The sequence below is a fragment of the Gottfriedia acidiceleris genome (assembly GCF_036421055.1).
Lineage (GTDB): Bacteria > Bacillota > Bacilli > Bacillales > Bacillaceae_G > Gottfriedia > Gottfriedia acidiceleris_C.
Genome location: NZ_JAZGQS010000007.1, coordinates 34930 through 50594, shown reverse-complemented (window position 1 = coordinate 50594; position 15665 = coordinate 34930). Strand labels below are relative to the sequence as shown.

Here is a 15665-nt window from a genome sequence, read left to right as displayed (position 1 = left end):
TATTAATAGTCTGATTCAATAAAATTTAAGATTTAAAGGTAATTTATATATTGCTAAGAAATTATAATAATAAAGGAAGTATTTTTATTAGGCTGTTACTAAAAGGGGGGAAGTTAGATGAGTAAATTAGATCAAAAACTAAAAGAATGGCACAAGCAGAACTTACTAGATGAAGACTCATTAAATCGAATACTAGAGTATGAAAGGCACCGAACGAAAGCTGAAAAACAATCGTTTTTAGGGGATATTGTGCCATTTTTAATTGCACTACTTGTAGCATTTGCAATTTTAGCGCTTGTGGGCAGTAACTGGAACGACTTTAGCCAAACTATGAGATTAGTCATTATTTTTGTAACGCTATTGATTTTCCATACTGTTGCATTTATAAGCTATCAAAAGGGTAAAGAATTATTTGGGCATTGTTTAAACTTTATTAATGTAATTGGGTACGCATGTGCTTTTGTTTTAATTGTACAAATGTATCAATTCTCTAGTGATAGTCCAGTATTTCTAATTACTTGGACAATACTCGCATTTCTTTATTATTATGTGCTAAAGCATAAAATGTTTTATTATCTTTTCTTAGGTATCGGATTTTTCAGTTTGAGCTATAGTGCTGGAATCGAAACGGCACATGTGTATCTACTACAAATTCCATTGTTACTTTGCTCAATTTACTTCTTAAAAATCATGAAGAACCGATGGAATGCTAGCTTTAATTACACATTTCTGGGTTATATTGTCATTATGTTTTTCCAAACAGTTTCAGATCGACAGTATATGACTCCAATTATTTTAGTAGTATTTCTTCTCTGGTATTTAAATGAACGTGGGGTTATCAATTATGTACTTTTACCTGTATTTACTATATTCATATGGCTATTTACATTTTTCGCTTCATTATTCGGAGGATCATATGATGCAGTTCACGAGATACAAAAGGAATTATCACATGGATTTTTAAAGCCGATTGCAGTGCCACTGTTTAATACGATTATTCTATTAATCCTTTTACTAGCAATCTATACTGTGTACAAGAAGTGGAAGGATCATAAACCGTTTAATAATTATCTTTGGATTTTCTTATTCATATTCTTATTACCGATACTAGGGATTCAAGATAAATTAGCTAATATGATCGTGGGCGTATTAATATTATTTACTTATTCATGTATTCGTTTATTTGAAGGTGTTTCAGGTCATGAAAAAGGAAGCATCATTATAGGATTTATAACATTTGCCTCACTCGTGATTGGAATTTATACAGGATTTGCCGTTTCGTTTATAAGTAAGTCAATTGTGTTTATCATCCTTGCAGTAGTTCTATATTTTGTCTATACCCAATCGAAAAAAGCAAGAGGTGATGAACATGCAAAATAAGAAATTACTCTTGATTTCAATTATTCAATTTGTTTTATTACTAGCTTTACTTGGCAATATTATGTATTTTAAGCAGTCAGCAGACACGTTTAAAATAAAGTCAGAGAGTTTGGATCCAGTAGAACCTTTATTAGGGCATTACGCGGCTCTATCGTATGATTTTGACTCCATAACAATGAAAAATTGGAAAGGTGAAGCTAAACCAAAAGAAGGGGAAAAAGTTTATATTGTCTTTCAAAAAGGACAAAATGATATTTATCAATTTAATTATGTAACCGATCATCGTCCAAAACATTCAAAATACATTAAAGCAACTATTCAATACACTTATTTTGCTCAAGAGGAACAAATTGTAATTAACCATAATCTAGGTCGCTTCTATATTCCAGAAAGCCAAATGGACAAATACAATCGAGGAGGCTCTAAGTATATTGTTACTGTCCAACATAAAGGAGATCGTTCTGTCGTTAAAGACGTTAAAATTTCAAATAAATAACCACTCACAGCTGAGTGGTTTCTTTTTTATATTACGCTGAAATTTCATCACGTTTTAATAAATTAGCTTTTGCTAAACGTTTTCCAATAATAACACCTAATGCAGATGCTACATAGGCTTTAACTAATCCAAGAATAATGAAAGGATAAAAACCGAAAGCCATTGCATCATGCCAGCTTAGAGAAGCTGCAATTTTTAACCACACAGTACCAAAAATTAACGTTACAAACATCCCGATTGTGTTTGCAATCATTGCATTTAAAACTGTGAATTTAGTTTTTTCAATATAGTATGCGATGATGAATATAGTTGGGATAAATCCTATTAAATAACCACCCGTTGAACCTACTAGTACGCCAAACCCCGCAGCACCACCTGCGAAAACCGGAATCCCGATTGCGCCAAGTGCTAAATAAAGAAGTAACGAGATTGTCCCGTATTTTTTTCCTAATATTGTAGCTGCTAAGCCAATTGCTAATGTTTGTCCTGTGATTGGAACAGGAGAAAAGGGCAAAGGAATAGATACTTGAGATAGAATACCAATAATTGCAGCAAATAAAGCTGAATTAATAAGCATTTTTAATCTTTCTTGTTGCATTACAAAATCTCCCTCTCTTTATGTTAACTTATTTTATCCGTTAGTTAACATATTATAAATTCATTATATTTTATATAGAAAGATTGTCAATATAATTAAATTTAAAGGTTATAAATCATTAATTTAAATAAAAGGAAATCTCAAGTATAAATTTTATTAAAATAACATTATTTTCTTTTCTTCCAAAAGATGTAGCTAATTAAAATAAGTGTAAAATTTCAACAGGAAAATAAGTAAAAAATAATGAGTGAAAATATCATTGGCATGAATAAGATTATGGTACTAGTAAATAGACTAAACAGTAGATTTTTTCGTTTTATTATTAGACATAAAAAGTGTGTTACTACTATAAAATCAAGATACTTAATTAACGTTTTAGTTTGTGAGTCCAAAGTATATATTTCTATAGGTAAGAATTTTTATTATATTAATATAATAAAAAACCTCAAAAAAAATAATGTAGATAAGTGTTGACATTTACGAAAAATAGGAATAAAGTATGTATTAATTGAATCGCGAAAAGCAATGATAGGAATTTTAGTAGTGTAGTTTTCCCTGTAACAGAGAGCTGGTGGTTGCTGCAAACCAGTACATAGAACACATGAATTACGATCCTAGAGCATCTTCCTCGAAACAAATTGTGAGGGGAAGACGGTGAAGAGCCGTTATGTAATGAAGATATTAGTATTGTTTTTAATACTAATAATTTAGGGTGGTACCGCGAATAGACTATTTCGTCCCTACTGTGCAAACAGTAGGGACTTTTTTATTTTAAGAAAATAATTTAATTAAATAATAAGCAATGAATGGAACAAAAGTAGTGTAGTTTTCCCTGTAACAGAGAGCTGGTGGTTGGTGCAAATCAGTACATAAAACGACATGAATTACAGTCCACGAGCATCTTCTTCGAAACGAATTGTGAGGAGAAGACGGTGAAGAGCCGTTATGAAATGAAGATATTAGTAAGTTTTTGTAAAACAGCTAATAACTAGGGTGGTACCGCGAATTTAAAGTTCGTCCCTACTGTGCAGACAGTAGGGATTTTTTTATGTGCAAAAATCCTTGATGCATGCATAGATTCAACGGATTAAGCTACAAGAGTGGTAAACATTTGGTGAAAAAAAGTCTTGTTGTGAGTTGTCTAGTTCCAGACGTTAGCCACTCGAGGTCATAAGCCAAAGTCCATTAAAGGTAAAAATCAACCTTTATCGGCCTTTGTCTTATGCTTGTCGGGGCTAAGCAAACGCCTTCCACATTTCGTGTTTGAAAGGAGTGATGTGTTTGGTTGATTACGACTATAAATACCGAATAAAAAAAGATTTTGTAGAAAGAAGGAGTAATTTGGAAAAAGTAGAAATGGTTAAATGATGGAAACTTGCTTAAAAATGCTCAAAAAAAGCTTTTAGCAAGATATAGATAGAACGGGTATTTTTAAGAAAGTAGAGTAATAGATTTTTAAGTGAAATAATTTTTAAAAAGGGGAATTGATAACATGAAAGAAGCAACTTTTGAAACAAAAATAATACCACCTCATTTGAAACAATACTTATCGGAGCAAAATTATGATTTATACACGCCAATTGATCACGCTGTATGGCGCTATGTAATGAGACAAAATCATCATGCATTGAAAGATAAAGCACATTCTGCATTTGTCGATGGACTAAAGATGTCAGGAATTGAAACGGAAAAAATCCCAAATGTAGCTGAAATGAACGAGTGCCTTTCAAAAATCGGTTGGGGTGCAGGAATCGTTAATGGATTAATTCCAGGTGCTGCATTTTTCGAACTTTTAGCAAATGGTATTTTACCTATCGCAACTGAAATTAGACAAATCACGAATATAGAATACACACCTGCTCCAGATATTATTCATGAGGCTGCAGGACACGCGCCTATTCTTTTTGATCCTGTATTTAGAGAATACGTACAAAAAATTGGTTCTATTGGTGCAAAGGCATTTGCTACAAAAGAAAAACAAGAATTATTTGAAGCAGTTAGAAATTTAACGATTGTAATGGAAGATCCAAAATCAACACCAGAAGAAAAAGCTGCTGCACAAAAATTAGTTGAAGAAAGACAGAAAGCGATCGTTGGAATTTCAGAAGCTGAAAAAATTTCTCGCGTATTTTGGAGAACAGTTGAATATGGTTTAATTGGGGAATTAGATAATCCAAAAATTTACGGTGCTGGTTTATTATCATCAGTAGGTGAAAGCACACATTGCTTTACAGATGCAGTTGAAAGACTACCTTTTTCTATTGAATCTGCTACTTTACAGCCGAAAAATATAACTGAGATGCAAGCACAATTATTTGTATGCAAAGATTTCGAAGAATTAATGCAAGGCGCTGAAGAATTAGCAAGCACTATGGCATTCCGTGTAGGTGGAACAGAAAGCTTAGATAAAGCTCTTAAATCGAAAAGCGTTGCTACATTTGAATTAAATTCTGGCTTAAGTGTAACTGGTATAGTTCATGCAATCATAAAAGATGAAAACGGTGAAGCAATTTACGTAAATACAACTGGAGAAACTGCACTTTCAATTAACAATAAGCAATTAGAAGGTCACGGAAAAGACTACCATGCTAAAGGATTTGGTACACCAATTGGACTTCTAAAAGGAAATATTGAATTAGAAGAATGTGATGATGCTGCACTTGAAAATTTAGGTATTGTCGTAGGAAATTTTGTTGATTTAGAATTCTTAAGCAATGTAAGCGCTTCCGGTAGGATTGTGAATATCATTAAAAATGAAGACAAAGTAGCATTAATCTCATTTGAAGACTGCACGGTTACTTACGAAGGAAAAGAATTATTCAAGAAAGAATGGGGAACTTTTGATATGGCAGTTGGTTCTCGAGTTGAATCAGCATACCCTGGTGCAGCTGACCCGACTTCTTACTTTAGTGATTCAATTAAAGAAGTAGAGTTTGTAATGGAAACACCAGCCCCTTTAACTGAATTAGAAAAATTATATAAAGAAGTGAGAGTAATTAGAGAAAAGAATACATTCTGTGATGACTGTATTTCTAAATTAATTGCTGTGCATAATGAGCTTAATCGTCAACACCAAAGTGATTGGTTATTACGATTAGAATTACTTGAAATTGCAACAGTTAATGCTAAACTAGCGCATATCGTTGAGCCTCTTAAGGCTGAACTGGAAGCATTAAGAAAAGAAGATTCTTTAAAGAATCTTATTACAAATGGCTTAAAGTTAGTTTAATATGTAAGAATATTGGGAAAAGCGTTACTTCTATAGAAGTAATGCTTTTCTTATTTATTCGTTCTGGTACTCTTATGATATAAACTTTTTATAATGGGAGAGGTGTTATCGATGGAATTTGAAGTAAAAGGAATTGATCATATTCAATTAGTTTGTCCTAAGGGTGGAGAGGACGAAGCTAGAAAATTTTATAATGATATTTTAGGTATGAAGGAATTGCCAAAGCCGGAAAATTTAAAAGGTAGAGGTGGATGCTGGTTTATTTGTGGTAATCAAGAAATTCATATTAGTATTCAAGAAGATTTTATTGCACCTAAAAAAGCACATCCAGGTTTAATTGTTACAAACATCCAGGCATTAAGAGAGAAACTTCTTCAACTCAATTTTGAAATTAAAGAAGAACCACCAATAGAAGGTCGTACGCGTTTTTTTGTAAATGATCCGTTTGGGAATAGAGTCGAGTTTTTAGAATTTCATTAATCACTAATTAGTAACCACTGTAAATTCACGGTGGTTTTTATTTTTAACTAAATTGAATTGTTAATTTTAAGAAAATTGATATCATTTAATTATCATATTCAAAAGAAGGTGCTTTATGGCTAAACAATTAAAATTACCTAAAGAGTTACAAATTTATAAAGAAGCAATTGAGTCTACTGTTAAAGATTCAGTTGAAGTTGAACCAATAGTAAGGAAGACATCTTTAATAGAAAGTAAGTTTTCAGGGGATCCTTATTTTCCGGTTAGTATGGAGTATCCAATAGATGAAAATGGGGAGCCTATGAAATTGCTTGCTCAGATTAATTTTTCTGAGTTACCAAAAATAGAAAATTTTCCAACATCGGGTTTACTACAATTTTTTATAGCAATTGATGATGTATATGGACAAGATTTTGATCAACCAACAAGTCAAAAAAGCTTTAGAGTTATCTATCATGAAAATATAAATGAAGTAAATCTAATTGAAGATTTTTCGTTTATAACAATTGGAAAAGAAGCTGCAATGAATTTTGAATTAACAGCTCAACCAATATCCCCTGAAGCAATGGACTTCGAGAAAATCGGTTTAGATGTGCCATTTGACGCAGAAATTGATAATGATGATTATGAAGAGCTAGGTGAGCTTTATTTTGAGTATTTTAGTGGAGATGGTCACCGAATTGGGGGGTATCCATACTTTACTCAGTCAGACCCGAGAGGATCTATTAATAAAACTGAAAGTCACTCGATCTTGTTATTACAAATTGATAGTGATGACACACTCGATTGTATGTTTGGCGACGTTGGTGTAGCAAACTTTTTTATAAAGAAAGAAGATTTATTAAAAAAGGATTTTACGAATGTTCTATACACTTGGGATTGTTGTTGAAAAGTACTAGATGAAAGAGAGCATGATCCCGCTATAAGCAGGAAGTAATGCTCTTTTTATGGAACTAGTAATGAGTGAATAAAAACATAACGTAAATAGTCCCAATTTTTGAGTACTTTCACTTGGAAAAGTTGCAAGGAGGTTTGTTATGAAAATTATCGCGTTCGAAAATATACACTTAGATGAAGCGGCTAGTCTGTTGGCTATCCGTCATATGTATGACCGAAGTATAAACCCTGAATTACCGTCTAAATTTGAAGAAGCTAAGTATGCTAAGAAAGCTATTGAGGCACTTTTAAATGAAAAGGATAGTTTTGGTATTGTAGCGGTGAATGATTCCGAATTACTTGGCTATATGATTGGGTCAATTCAAACAGATAAAAATCGAGAACGACATACTTGGATTAAGTATGCAGGGATGGCCATAGCAGAAAGTGAAGATGAAGAATTATATCGAGAATTATATGCAGAGTTTTCCAAGAAAATGGTAGAGCTTGGTTCGTTTAATCATTATGTAATGGTACCAAGTGGAAATAAGTTTACTTTAGATGCTTGGCTACGTTTAGGATTTGCCTATGAGCAGGTTCATGGAATACGTGATTTGTCAGGTTCTTTGAATAAAGTATTTGACGATCTACAGATTCGAGTAGCAACTAGTGAGGATGAAAAAAGAATACGTGAATTAGCAACTGTTATCATGGAACACCAAGCGAAGTCACCGGTATTTGCACCAGGGTTTATTGAAGAAAGAGATGATTATCAGGAAGGTTACGCAGAAATTATTCATGATGAAGCGGCAACGTTATGGTTAGCGATCTATCAAAATGAGATTGTAGGTTTTCAAGTATTTGAATCAGCAACAGCATCTGATGAGAATTTATTAACACCTGAATCTTGCATTAGTTTAGTAGTAGGAGCAACGGTCGAATCTTCTCGCGGTATGGGTGTTAGTACGGCCTTATTACAGCATGGACTTACTTATGCTGAAAAAGAAGGCTATAAACTATGCGAAACAGATTGGAGAATAACGAATTTAGAATCCTCGAGATACTGGCCAAAAAGTGGTTTTAAACCGATAGCATATCGTCTAGTCCGTAAGATTGATCCAAGAATAATTTGGGCAACAGGCGTTTAATGGATCAGGAAATGCAGCGAAATTAGGGAGTGATGGAAACAGATGAAATTAGTTGGTAATAATATCTATTTAAGACATTTAGAAGTTTCAGATGCAGAGGATTTTTTATCATATGAAGTTCGTAATAGAGAGTTTTTTAAACCTTTTACATATATAAAAGACGAGAGTTTCTATACTTTGGAAGCTCAGCAGGAGCGAATTAAGTCATATAAAGAGAAAAGTGACAATGACCTGTATTATGGCTTTGGCATCTTTTTGAAGGAAACAGATACTTTTATAGGTTTTACGATGCTAGCAGAGGTTTTAAGAGGAGATTTACAAAGTTGCTTTGTTGGTTATTCTTTAGATGAACAACAAAATGGTAAAGGATATACAACTGAAGCTACAAAGTTAGTTGTAGAATATGCCTTTAATGAATTAAAATTACATCGCATTGAAGCGGGTGTAATGCCGCATAACGTTGGCTCAATAAGAGTATTAGAAAAGGCGGGTTTCCATAAAGAGGGAATTGCCAAGAAAAGTGTCCGTATAAATGGGAAATGGGAAGATCACCAAATGCTAGCCATTATAAATGAAAATGAATAACAATAGAACTTTTGGAGGGATTAATATGCATATTATTAGTTATCCAGATTTATCAACTAGACCACATCGTTTCACTGTGGAGCGAGTAATGGAAAATTCTATCGATATATTGTATGAAGCTTGGACAAAAAGATTTGGAGATTGGTTTGCTGCACCGGGTTCGGTGATTATGAAGGCAGAGGTTAATTCTGTATTTTTCTTTGAGACGCATTTTGAAGATAAACGCCATCCTCATTATGGCCGCTTTTTAAAGCTTGAGCAAAACCAACTTGTTGAGATTACTTGGTTCACCTCTGGATCAAAAACTGAGACTGTAGTCACTGTAGAGTTTTCAACAAATGAAAGTGGAGCAGCGGTTATTAGATTGACACATGCAGGTTTCATTGATGAATTATCAAGAGACCAACACGAGCAAGCGTGGCCGATGGTGCTTGAACAACTTGATCGTCGAATGAAGGAATTAGCATAAGGATGAAAAAAGAATCATTTCTTTTAGAGCTACAAGTATTAAAAGAAATTGCTGAGATATTAAACGAGGGTACTGATTTGCACAGTACCCTCAATTGTGCCTTAGCCAAGTTAGTTCAAGTTACGGGTCTAGATACAGGATGGATTTTTTTAATTGATAAAAATAGGGACTATGAATTAGTCGCTTCACATGAATTACCTCCAGCTCTTTTGAACGAAGAGGCTAAGCCTATGTGCAATGGGGATTGTTGGTGTGTAGATAAATATAATACTGGCAGGCTTAATAAGGCATCTAACATTATGGAATGTAAAAGATTAGAAGACTCAATTATTCATAAATGGGGAGAAACAAATGGTGTCACCCATCATGCAACTGTACCACTGCAAGCAGGAGAAGAATCTTTTGGTTTATTAAACGTTGCAGCTTCTAATAAATTAAAATTTAATCAGGAGGAATTGAATTTACTAGGCGCAGTTGCGTTGCAAATTGGAACAGCAATTAAACGAATTCAACTAACAGAAAAGGTTAAAGAGTTTGAGTTGATTCAAGAAAGAAATCGCCTTGCAAAGGACTTACACGACTCAGTTAGTCAATTATTGTTTTCAATTAATGTAACTGCTAAAGCAGGTGCAAATGTATCCGACAATGTGAAAATAAAGGATACATTTAATCATATTCAACAAATTGCCCAAGAAGCACAAGCAGAAATGAAAGCATTAATATGGCAACTTAGACCACAAGGAATTGAAAAAGGAATAGTTAGCGCATTAATTAACTATGGTGAAATGCTAGGATTAAAAGTAATTAGTAATGTAAAAGGAACAACGATATTACCTTCTAAAGTAGAAGAAACGTTATGGCGAGTTGGTCAGGAAGCGTTTAATAATTGTAGAAAACATTCAGGACAAAATACGATATATTTACAATTATCAATCAGTACAAAGAAAGTAAAAATGACAATTCGAGATCAAGGTGTAGGTTTTATATGCCCAAAGGATGTACAAATTCCAACATTAGGTTTGAAAAGCATGAAGGAAAGAGTCGAATCGTTAAAAGGGTCGTTTTTAGTTGAAAGTAATTTGAATAAAGGAACAAAAATTACAACGAATATCCCTTTTTAAGAAGGAGAGTTTTATGTCTATAAAAATATTAATTGCTGATGATCATCATGTAGTTAGGAGAGGACTTATTTTCTTCTTAAATACGCAAGATGATATCGAGGTTATTGGAGAAGCATCGAACGGGGAAGAGGCATTAAGCTTAGTAAAAGAGTTAAGACCTGATATTATCATCATGGATTTAGCGATGCCAGTTCTAGATGGAATTGAAGCAACCAAAAGAATTAAAATAGAAGGCTTAGCAGTTAAAGTAATGATTTTAACTAGTTTTTATGACCAAGATCATATTTTACCTGCAATTGAGGCGGGTGCATCGGGATATTATTTAAAGGATAGTGACCCAGATGAGCTCGTTTCCGCGATCCGAAAGATACACGATGGGGAAAAACAGTTTCATTCGAAAGTTACGACGCAATTAGTTTCTGCTTTAACAGGGAAAAAAGAAACGAAGAATTGTGATACATTTCAAGACAAATTAACTAAGCGAGAAATGGATGTATTGAAGGAAATTACGAGGGGAAAGAGTAATAAAGAAATTGCAGCATCTTTATTCATTACAGAAAAAACTGTAAAAACCCATGTTTCGAATATACTAGCCAAGACTCAACTTCAAGATCGAACTCAATTGGCACTATATGCAGTACGAAATGGGATTTTGAAATAGATATTAGTAAGTTACAAATTTTTATTTATTAATAGAAAGGAAGAGTGTTATGCGAATTCTTGTATTAGGAGCTGGAGGAATTGGCGGCTATTTTGGAGGGCGCTTAGTAGAAAAGGGAGAAGATGTTACATTTCTAGTACGAGCTAAACGAAAAAAGCAGCTGGAGGAAAATGGTTTAGTCATTCGTAGTGTGAATGGTGATTTTTCATTTCAACCGAATCTAATGACTGCCAAGAGTCCTGCCGAGACTTTTGACATCGTACTTTTCTCAACTAAGTCATATCATTTAAGCACCGCCATTCAGGATGTAAAACCGTTCGTAGGTGATCAAACTGTTATTTTACCACTTTTGAATGGGATTGCTCATCTAAATCCTTTAAAGCGAGCATTTGGTGAAGAAAAGGTTATAGGTGGTTTATGTTTTATTGAAACAACTTTGAATGAAGCCGGTGAAGTTGTTCAAACAAGTAAAGCTGCTAGACTTGTTTTTGGTGAATTCTTAAGCAAAGAAACTGACCGGATCAAAACAATTGCTGATGCATTTAGCGGTTCAAAAGCTGAATTTGTCCACAGTAAGCAGATTGAACGCGACATGTGGCATAAATATTTGTTTATTACTGTAATGTCTGGTGTTACGTCTCTTATGCGTACCCCAATCGGTCCAATTAGAGAAAGTGATGGTGGAAGAGCTACTATCCGTGAATTGTTTGAAGAATGCGCTAATATTATGAGATCCCATGGTGCACCGATTTCATCAAATATTGTGGATGAGCATATGAAATCAATTGATGCTCTTGGATATGATATGAAATCCTCTTTGCAGAGGGATATGGAAAAATGGTCATTGGTAGAAGGGGATCATTTGCAAGGATATTTACTAGAACTTGCAAAGAAAAAGGATATTACTGCTAAATTACTTGAACTAGTTTATCAAAATATTAAAGTTTATCAAAAAGTGAATCAAGAACGTAGTAAACGAGTTACTGAACATTTATCAGTCTGAAAATCAAGTTTTTAGTACTTTGTCTACACACTGAAATCTACAACTATAGTTGTAGATTTTTTTCATTTTTATATACTCCTAAACGTGTAGAAAAGTTCTATCAAACGACTGAAGTTCGGACTTTATTAATTGACTATACTAAAGGTACGAATTAAAGGAGTGGATAATTTGAATATTATAATGATTAATGGTAGTCCAAGAAAAGAAGGTCGTACAGGTAAATTAACTACAATCATCTCGAAAAAATACAATATAAAAACAATTGATTTAAGTGAACTAGTTTTACCAATTTATAATGGTCAAGAGGAGCAAAATGAAATAGCTACTATCCAAAAACTAAGATCACAGCTAGAAAATGCTGATGCTATGATCATTGCAACACCGGAATATCATGGTGGAATGAGCGGAGCATTAAAAAATGCTTTTGACTTTTTAGGTAGTAAGCATTTTAAAGATAAGCCAATTGCAATATGTGCTGTAGCTGGTGGAGGAAAAGGTGGAATTAATGCACTTAACAATATGAGAATTGTTTTAAGAGCATTATATGCAAATGTTTTATCAAAGCAAGTTGTGATTGACCCGTCAGACTTTGTATCAGAAGGTACTGCGTTAGAAGAAAATACATCTTATTCAGTAGACAGCTTATTTCAAGAATTGAAGCTCTATGCACAAATATCAAAAAAGCTAAATGATGAATGGGTAGCATCAAACTATTAAAGGATAAGGTGATGACAATGAAAAACTGGGTTCAGTTTAGAATTGCAAGACCTACAAACCAATTAGCTGAAATAAGTAAGTTTTATGGAGAAGGTCTAGGATTAAAACGTGTGGGCGGTTTTCAAAATCACGACGGGTACGATGGCATCATGTTTGGGTTACCTAATGTTGAATACCATCTTGAATTTACTCAACATATTGATGGAAGCCCATGTCCTGCCCCAACAAAGGACAATCTTTTAGTATTTTATATACCTCATAAAGCTGAAATAGATCTTGTCAAAAACCGATTAAATCATATGGGTTATTTTGATGTTGAACCTGAGAATCCTTATTGGCACGGAAAAAGTATTACATTTGAAGACCCAGATGGATGGAGAATTGTGTTAATGAATACTGAAGGATTGAGGAATACTTAGGATTTCATATTCGAAAAAACACGATGGAGAGTCTTCTATGGAAGGTTCTTCATCGTGTTTTAATATTGTGTAGTCTGAGTTCTTTAATTTATTCAGAATATAAATTATGTATATTATGCTTAATAAAATATACATAAATTGAATTTTACAATTGCCTTAAACTAATGGTCTATCAATTAAAGTAGCGAATTCCAAATCGTGTTCATGATCATCATTGATCGTTGTCATTCCTTTGACAAAGTGAACATGCTTACCGTTTCCTACCGGAATAGGAGGACCAGTTTCAATAATAACCTCGTGATGATGATCTAGAAAATCTGTATTTACTACAATTCGGTGTACATGACTATGTCTTCCTTTGGGAATGGCTTCACTTGTAACTCCAGCAAAGCGATGATTATGTCGATCGTCATCTTCTTCTGCCAATTTAGTGCTAGCTACAAATTCATGTACATGTGTTTGAGGTTTTTCCTCTTTATGTTTTACTTCTTTCTCTTCATTAGACTCTCTTTCATTTTCTTCATTTAACTCTCTTTCTCTTTCCTTTTCTCTTTCCCTTAGTCTTTTTCGATATTCAAACGGGTCTCTTTTCACAAAATGACGCCCCCTTCGATAAAGATTGTCTTCCTTTTTTATCTTATTAGTACTTGTAAATAAATATGTTTAATAAACGTGCATATTAAAAAGTATTTTTACTCAGAAATATTGTAATACTTTCATAAAATAAGTAAAATGAAATAAACACTTACAAAAAGAAGGTTAATATCTATGGATGCTTTCGATTTAAAAATTATTAATCATTTAATGGATAATTCTAGAATAAAATGGGCGGATTTAGCTAGCGAGATTGGCTTGTCAGCTCCGGCTACTGCTGAACGTGTTAACCGATTAGTTGAACAAGGTGTGATTAAAGGATTTGGTGTACTAGTTGATTCAGAGAAAGTTGGAAGTGAATTAACTGCCTTTGTAGCTGTCTCGCTTGAACGACCTGAAAATCGAGCTCCTTTTTTAGAGCTTGTTAATCAACTAGAGGAAGTGCAGGAATGTCACCATATTGCGGGTGAAGATGATTATTTACTAAAAATAAGAAGTAGAAATACAAAAGACTTGGACCGAGTAATTAGCCATGAAATAAAAGGGTTAAAAGGCGTAATAAGAACAAAAACAACAATTGTAATGGATACAACGAAAGAAACCTTTAGACTGCCATTACAAAAACATAAATTTTCTATCGAGTAGGGAGGGCAACATGAATTTTGAATTCTATCTTAAAGGATTAATAATTGGCCTATCAATTGCTGCACCTGTTGGGCCCATTGGGGTTCTGTGTATCCGTAGAACGCTAGCGTATGGAAGAATGGTTGGTCTAGTTTCTGGTCTTGGGGCTGCTACTGCTGATGGTATTTATGGTTTAGTGGCAGGCTTTGGATTAACTGTCATTATGAATTTTTTGATTGGTCAGCATTTTTGGATTCAGTTAATCGGTGGTTTATTCCTATGTTATTTAGGTGTAAAAACACTTCTATCAAAAGCCAGCTTTACTCAATCTAATACGCAAAAGAAAAATATAATGAATGCGTTTTTATCAGTTTTATTTTTAACGTTAACAAACCCAATGACGATTTTATCGTTTATCGCCATTTTTGCAGGATTAGGAATATCGAATTCAGATAGCAATCTTGTTTCTTCTATTATTTTAGTATTAGGGGTTTTTTGTGGTTCAAGTTTATGGTGGGTAATATTAAGCAGTGGTGTAGGAGTATTTAGAAATCGAATCAATGATCGGTCTTTAACGTTCATTAACCGCTTATCAGGTGTTATTATTATTATTTTTGGTGGTATAGCCTTATATGGATTAATGTAAGGTAAGCGTAAGAGGGTATTTATATGTTATTAATAAAAAGTTTTATTTTAGGTTTATCAGTTTCTGCACCTGTAGGCCCGATTGGTTTATTGTGCGTACAAAGAATTCTATCTAGAGGAAAAATAGCTGGATTTATGACAGGATTATGCGCATCATCGACTAATTTATTTTACGCAAGTATTGCCGCATTTGGTTTTTCCATCGTTTCATCATTTTTAAATGAGCAGGAATTTGTTCTGCGAATCGTAGGTGCAATATTTTTAGTTTGTTTAGGAGTTAAAACCTTTCTAAAAAAACCTGCTAAAACGGCCTCAAACATGGAGGGGGAAAGCTTGGTAGTATGTTTCTCTCTACATTTTTATTAATGATCACAAATCCTGTAACAATTTTAAACTTTGTAGCAATGTTTGCAGGAATATACGATTAGTTTTTAATTATTAAGTTAATTTTAACCTCTTAGGCACTAGTCTGAGTTTCCTTTTAATAGTAGCCGTAAAACGTTTTTTTTACTTATTAACTTGCTTTATGAAATAAAAAAATAGATTCGAGCATAAATTTGTGTAAAATAAATAGTATTGACAATTATTAAATGTTGTAACTATAATGGTTACATCGGAGG

The 15665-nt window shown here is 33.4% G+C and carries 18 protein-coding genes and 2 other annotated features; of the genes, 16 read left to right on the top strand and 2 right to left on the bottom strand.

Annotation, left to right across the window (positions count from 1 at the left end):
- Positions 1–117 precede the first annotated feature (117 nt).
- A complete protein-coding gene (locus RAH41_RS12215; RefSeq protein ID WP_331222753.1) occupies positions 118–1380 on the top strand; it encodes a DUF2157 domain-containing protein in 1263 nt (420 codons plus the stop codon).
- Positions 1370–1876 carry a GDYXXLXY domain-containing protein gene (locus tag RAH41_RS12210; RefSeq protein WP_331222752.1) on the top strand — a complete coding sequence of 169 codons (507 nt, stop codon included), beginning with the start codon at positions 1370–1372 and terminating at the stop codon, positions 1874–1876. Before RAH41_RS12215 ends, RAH41_RS12210 begins: the two co-directional genes overlap by 11 nt.
- Positions 1877–1907: 31 nt before the next feature.
- Here the strand turns inward: RAH41_RS12210 and RAH41_RS12205 are convergent, their stop codons facing one another.
- Complete coding sequence (locus RAH41_RS12205) at positions 1908–2474, bottom strand: biotin transporter BioY (protein WP_069034947.1); 567 nt, start codon at positions 2472–2474, stop codon at positions 1908–1910.
- Positions 2475–2990: 516 nt separating this feature from the next.
- Positions 2991–3219: a binding site (T-box leader), on the top strand.
- Positions 3220–3267: 48 nt separating this feature from the next.
- Positions 3268–3499, top strand: a binding site (T-box leader).
- A 467-nt stretch (positions 3500–3966) separates the two neighbouring features.
- On the opposite strand from RAH41_RS12205, the gene RAH41_RS12200 reads away from it, so the two are divergent.
- The 11 genes from RAH41_RS12200 to RAH41_RS12150 all read left to right on the top strand — a co-directional run bounded on the left by RAH41_RS12200 (position 3967) and on the right by RAH41_RS12150 (position 13182).
- On the top strand, positions 3967–5703 hold the full coding sequence (locus tag RAH41_RS12200; RefSeq protein WP_331222751.1) for an aromatic amino acid hydroxylase: 1737 nt from the start codon (positions 3967–3969) through the stop codon (positions 5701–5703).
- A 111-nt stretch (positions 5704–5814) separates the two neighbouring features.
- The gene (locus tag RAH41_RS12195) at positions 5815–6183 is read left to right on the top strand and encodes a VOC family protein (protein ID WP_331222750.1); all 369 of its coding nucleotides are present in this window, start codon (positions 5815–5817) and stop codon (positions 6181–6183) included.
- A 115-nt stretch (positions 6184–6298) separates the two neighbouring features.
- Complete coding sequence (locus tag RAH41_RS12190) at positions 6299–7072, top strand: YwqG family protein (protein WP_331222749.1); 774 nt, start codon at positions 6299–6301, stop codon at positions 7070–7072.
- Between the two features lie 148 nt (positions 7073–7220).
- Positions 7221–8207: a GNAT family N-acetyltransferase gene (locus tag RAH41_RS12185; RefSeq protein WP_331222748.1), complete on the top strand. Its 987-nt coding sequence runs from the start codon at positions 7221–7223 to the stop codon at positions 8205–8207.
- 42 nt (positions 8208–8249) lie between these two features.
- Positions 8250–8792, top strand: coding sequence for a GNAT family protein (locus RAH41_RS12180; RefSeq protein ID WP_331222747.1), 543 nt, complete (start codon positions 8250–8252; stop codon positions 8790–8792).
- Between the two features lie 25 nt (positions 8793–8817).
- Positions 8818–9261 carry an SRPBCC domain-containing protein gene (locus tag RAH41_RS12175; RefSeq protein ID WP_331222746.1) on the top strand — a complete coding sequence of 148 codons (444 nt, stop codon included), beginning with the start codon at positions 8818–8820 and terminating at the stop codon, positions 9259–9261.
- Positions 9262–9263: 2 nt separating this feature from the next.
- Complete coding sequence (locus RAH41_RS12170) at positions 9264–10382, top strand: GAF domain-containing sensor histidine kinase (protein ID WP_331222745.1); 1119 nt, start codon at positions 9264–9266, stop codon at positions 10380–10382.
- A gap of 13 nt (positions 10383–10395) precedes the next feature.
- Entirely contained in the window at positions 10396–11043 is a 648-nt protein-coding gene (locus RAH41_RS12165; RefSeq protein WP_331222744.1) for a response regulator transcription factor, read from the top strand.
- A 49-nt stretch (positions 11044–11092) separates the two neighbouring features.
- On the top strand, positions 11093–12046 hold the full coding sequence (locus RAH41_RS12160) for a ketopantoate reductase family protein (protein ID WP_331222743.1): 954 nt from the start codon (positions 11093–11095) through the stop codon (positions 12044–12046).
- 168 nt (positions 12047–12214) lie between these two features.
- A complete protein-coding gene (locus tag RAH41_RS12155; RefSeq protein WP_331222742.1) occupies positions 12215–12763 on the top strand; it encodes an NADPH-dependent FMN reductase in 549 nt (182 codons plus the stop codon).
- A 17-nt stretch (positions 12764–12780) separates the two neighbouring features.
- Positions 12781–13182, top strand: coding sequence for a VOC family protein (locus RAH41_RS12150; protein WP_331222741.1), 402 nt, complete (start codon positions 12781–12783; stop codon positions 13180–13182).
- A gap of 156 nt (positions 13183–13338) precedes the next feature.
- Here RAH41_RS12150 and RAH41_RS12145 read toward each other — a convergent pair whose 3' ends face one another.
- Positions 13339–13776, bottom strand: a complete 438-nt coding sequence (locus RAH41_RS12145) for a YmaF family protein (RefSeq protein ID WP_331222740.1) — start codon at positions 13774–13776, stop codon at positions 13339–13341.
- A gap of 174 nt (positions 13777–13950) precedes the next feature.
- On the opposite strand from RAH41_RS12145, the gene RAH41_RS12140 reads away from it, so the two are divergent.
- The 3 genes from RAH41_RS12140 to RAH41_RS12130 are packed head-to-tail and all read left to right on the top strand — an operon-like array spanning position 13951 to position 15411.
- A complete protein-coding gene (locus RAH41_RS12140; RefSeq protein WP_331222739.1) occupies positions 13951–14421 on the top strand; it encodes an Lrp/AsnC family transcriptional regulator in 471 nt (156 codons plus the stop codon).
- 10 nt (positions 14422–14431) lie between these two features.
- A complete protein-coding gene (locus RAH41_RS12135) occupies positions 14432–15046 on the top strand; it encodes a LysE family translocator (protein ID WP_331222738.1) in 615 nt (204 codons plus the stop codon).
- Between the two features lie 23 nt (positions 15047–15069).
- Entirely contained in the window at positions 15070–15411 is a 342-nt protein-coding gene (locus tag RAH41_RS12130) for a LysE family transporter (protein WP_331222737.1), read from the top strand.
- Positions 15412–15665 lie beyond the last annotated feature (254 nt).

Bases quoted from the DNA above. Each gene is read 5' to 3' on its own strand.
- RAH41_RS12160 (WP_331222743.1), top strand. From the start codon at position 11,093: ATGCGAATTCTTGTATTAGGAGCTGGAGGAATTGGCGGCTATTTTGGA.
- RAH41_RS12215 (WP_331222753.1), top strand. From the start codon at position 118: ATGAGTAAATTAGATCAAAAACTAAAAGAATGGCACAAGCAGAACTTA.
- RAH41_RS12130 (WP_331222737.1), top strand. From the start codon at position 15,070: ATGTTATTAATAAAAAGTTTTATTTTAGGTTTATCAGTTTCTGCACCT.
- RAH41_RS12165 (WP_331222744.1), top strand. From the start codon at position 10,396: ATGTCTATAAAAATATTAATTGCTGATGATCATCATGTAGTTAGGAGA.
- RAH41_RS12195 (WP_331222750.1), top strand. From the start codon at position 5,815: ATGGAATTTGAAGTAAAAGGAATTGATCATATTCAATTAGTTTGTCCT.
- RAH41_RS12185 (WP_331222748.1), top strand. From the start codon at position 7,221: ATGAAAATTATCGCGTTCGAAAATATACACTTAGATGAAGCGGCTAGT.
- RAH41_RS12135 (WP_331222738.1), top strand. From the start codon at position 14,432: ATGAATTTTGAATTCTATCTTAAAGGATTAATAATTGGCCTATCAATT.
- RAH41_RS12190 (WP_331222749.1), top strand. From the start codon at position 6,299: ATGGCTAAACAATTAAAATTACCTAAAGAGTTACAAATTTATAAAGAA.
- RAH41_RS12200 (WP_331222751.1), top strand. From the start codon at position 3,967: ATGAAAGAAGCAACTTTTGAAACAAAAATAATACCACCTCATTTGAAA.
- RAH41_RS12175 (WP_331222746.1), top strand. From the start codon at position 8,818: ATGCATATTATTAGTTATCCAGATTTATCAACTAGACCACATCGTTTC.
- RAH41_RS12140 (WP_331222739.1), top strand. From the start codon at position 13,951: ATGGATGCTTTCGATTTAAAAATTATTAATCATTTAATGGATAATTCT.
- RAH41_RS12170 (WP_331222745.1), top strand. From the start codon at position 9,264: ATGAAAAAAGAATCATTTCTTTTAGAGCTACAAGTATTAAAAGAAATT.
- RAH41_RS12205 (WP_069034947.1), bottom strand. From the start codon at position 2,474: ATGCAACAAGAAAGATTAAAAATGCTTATTAATTCAGCTTTATTTGCT.
- RAH41_RS12150 (WP_331222741.1), top strand. From the start codon at position 12,781: ATGAAAAACTGGGTTCAGTTTAGAATTGCAAGACCTACAAACCAATTA.
- RAH41_RS12180 (WP_331222747.1), top strand. From the start codon at position 8,250: ATGAAATTAGTTGGTAATAATATCTATTTAAGACATTTAGAAGTTTCA.
- RAH41_RS12210 (WP_331222752.1), top strand. From the start codon at position 1,370: ATGCAAAATAAGAAATTACTCTTGATTTCAATTATTCAATTTGTTTTA.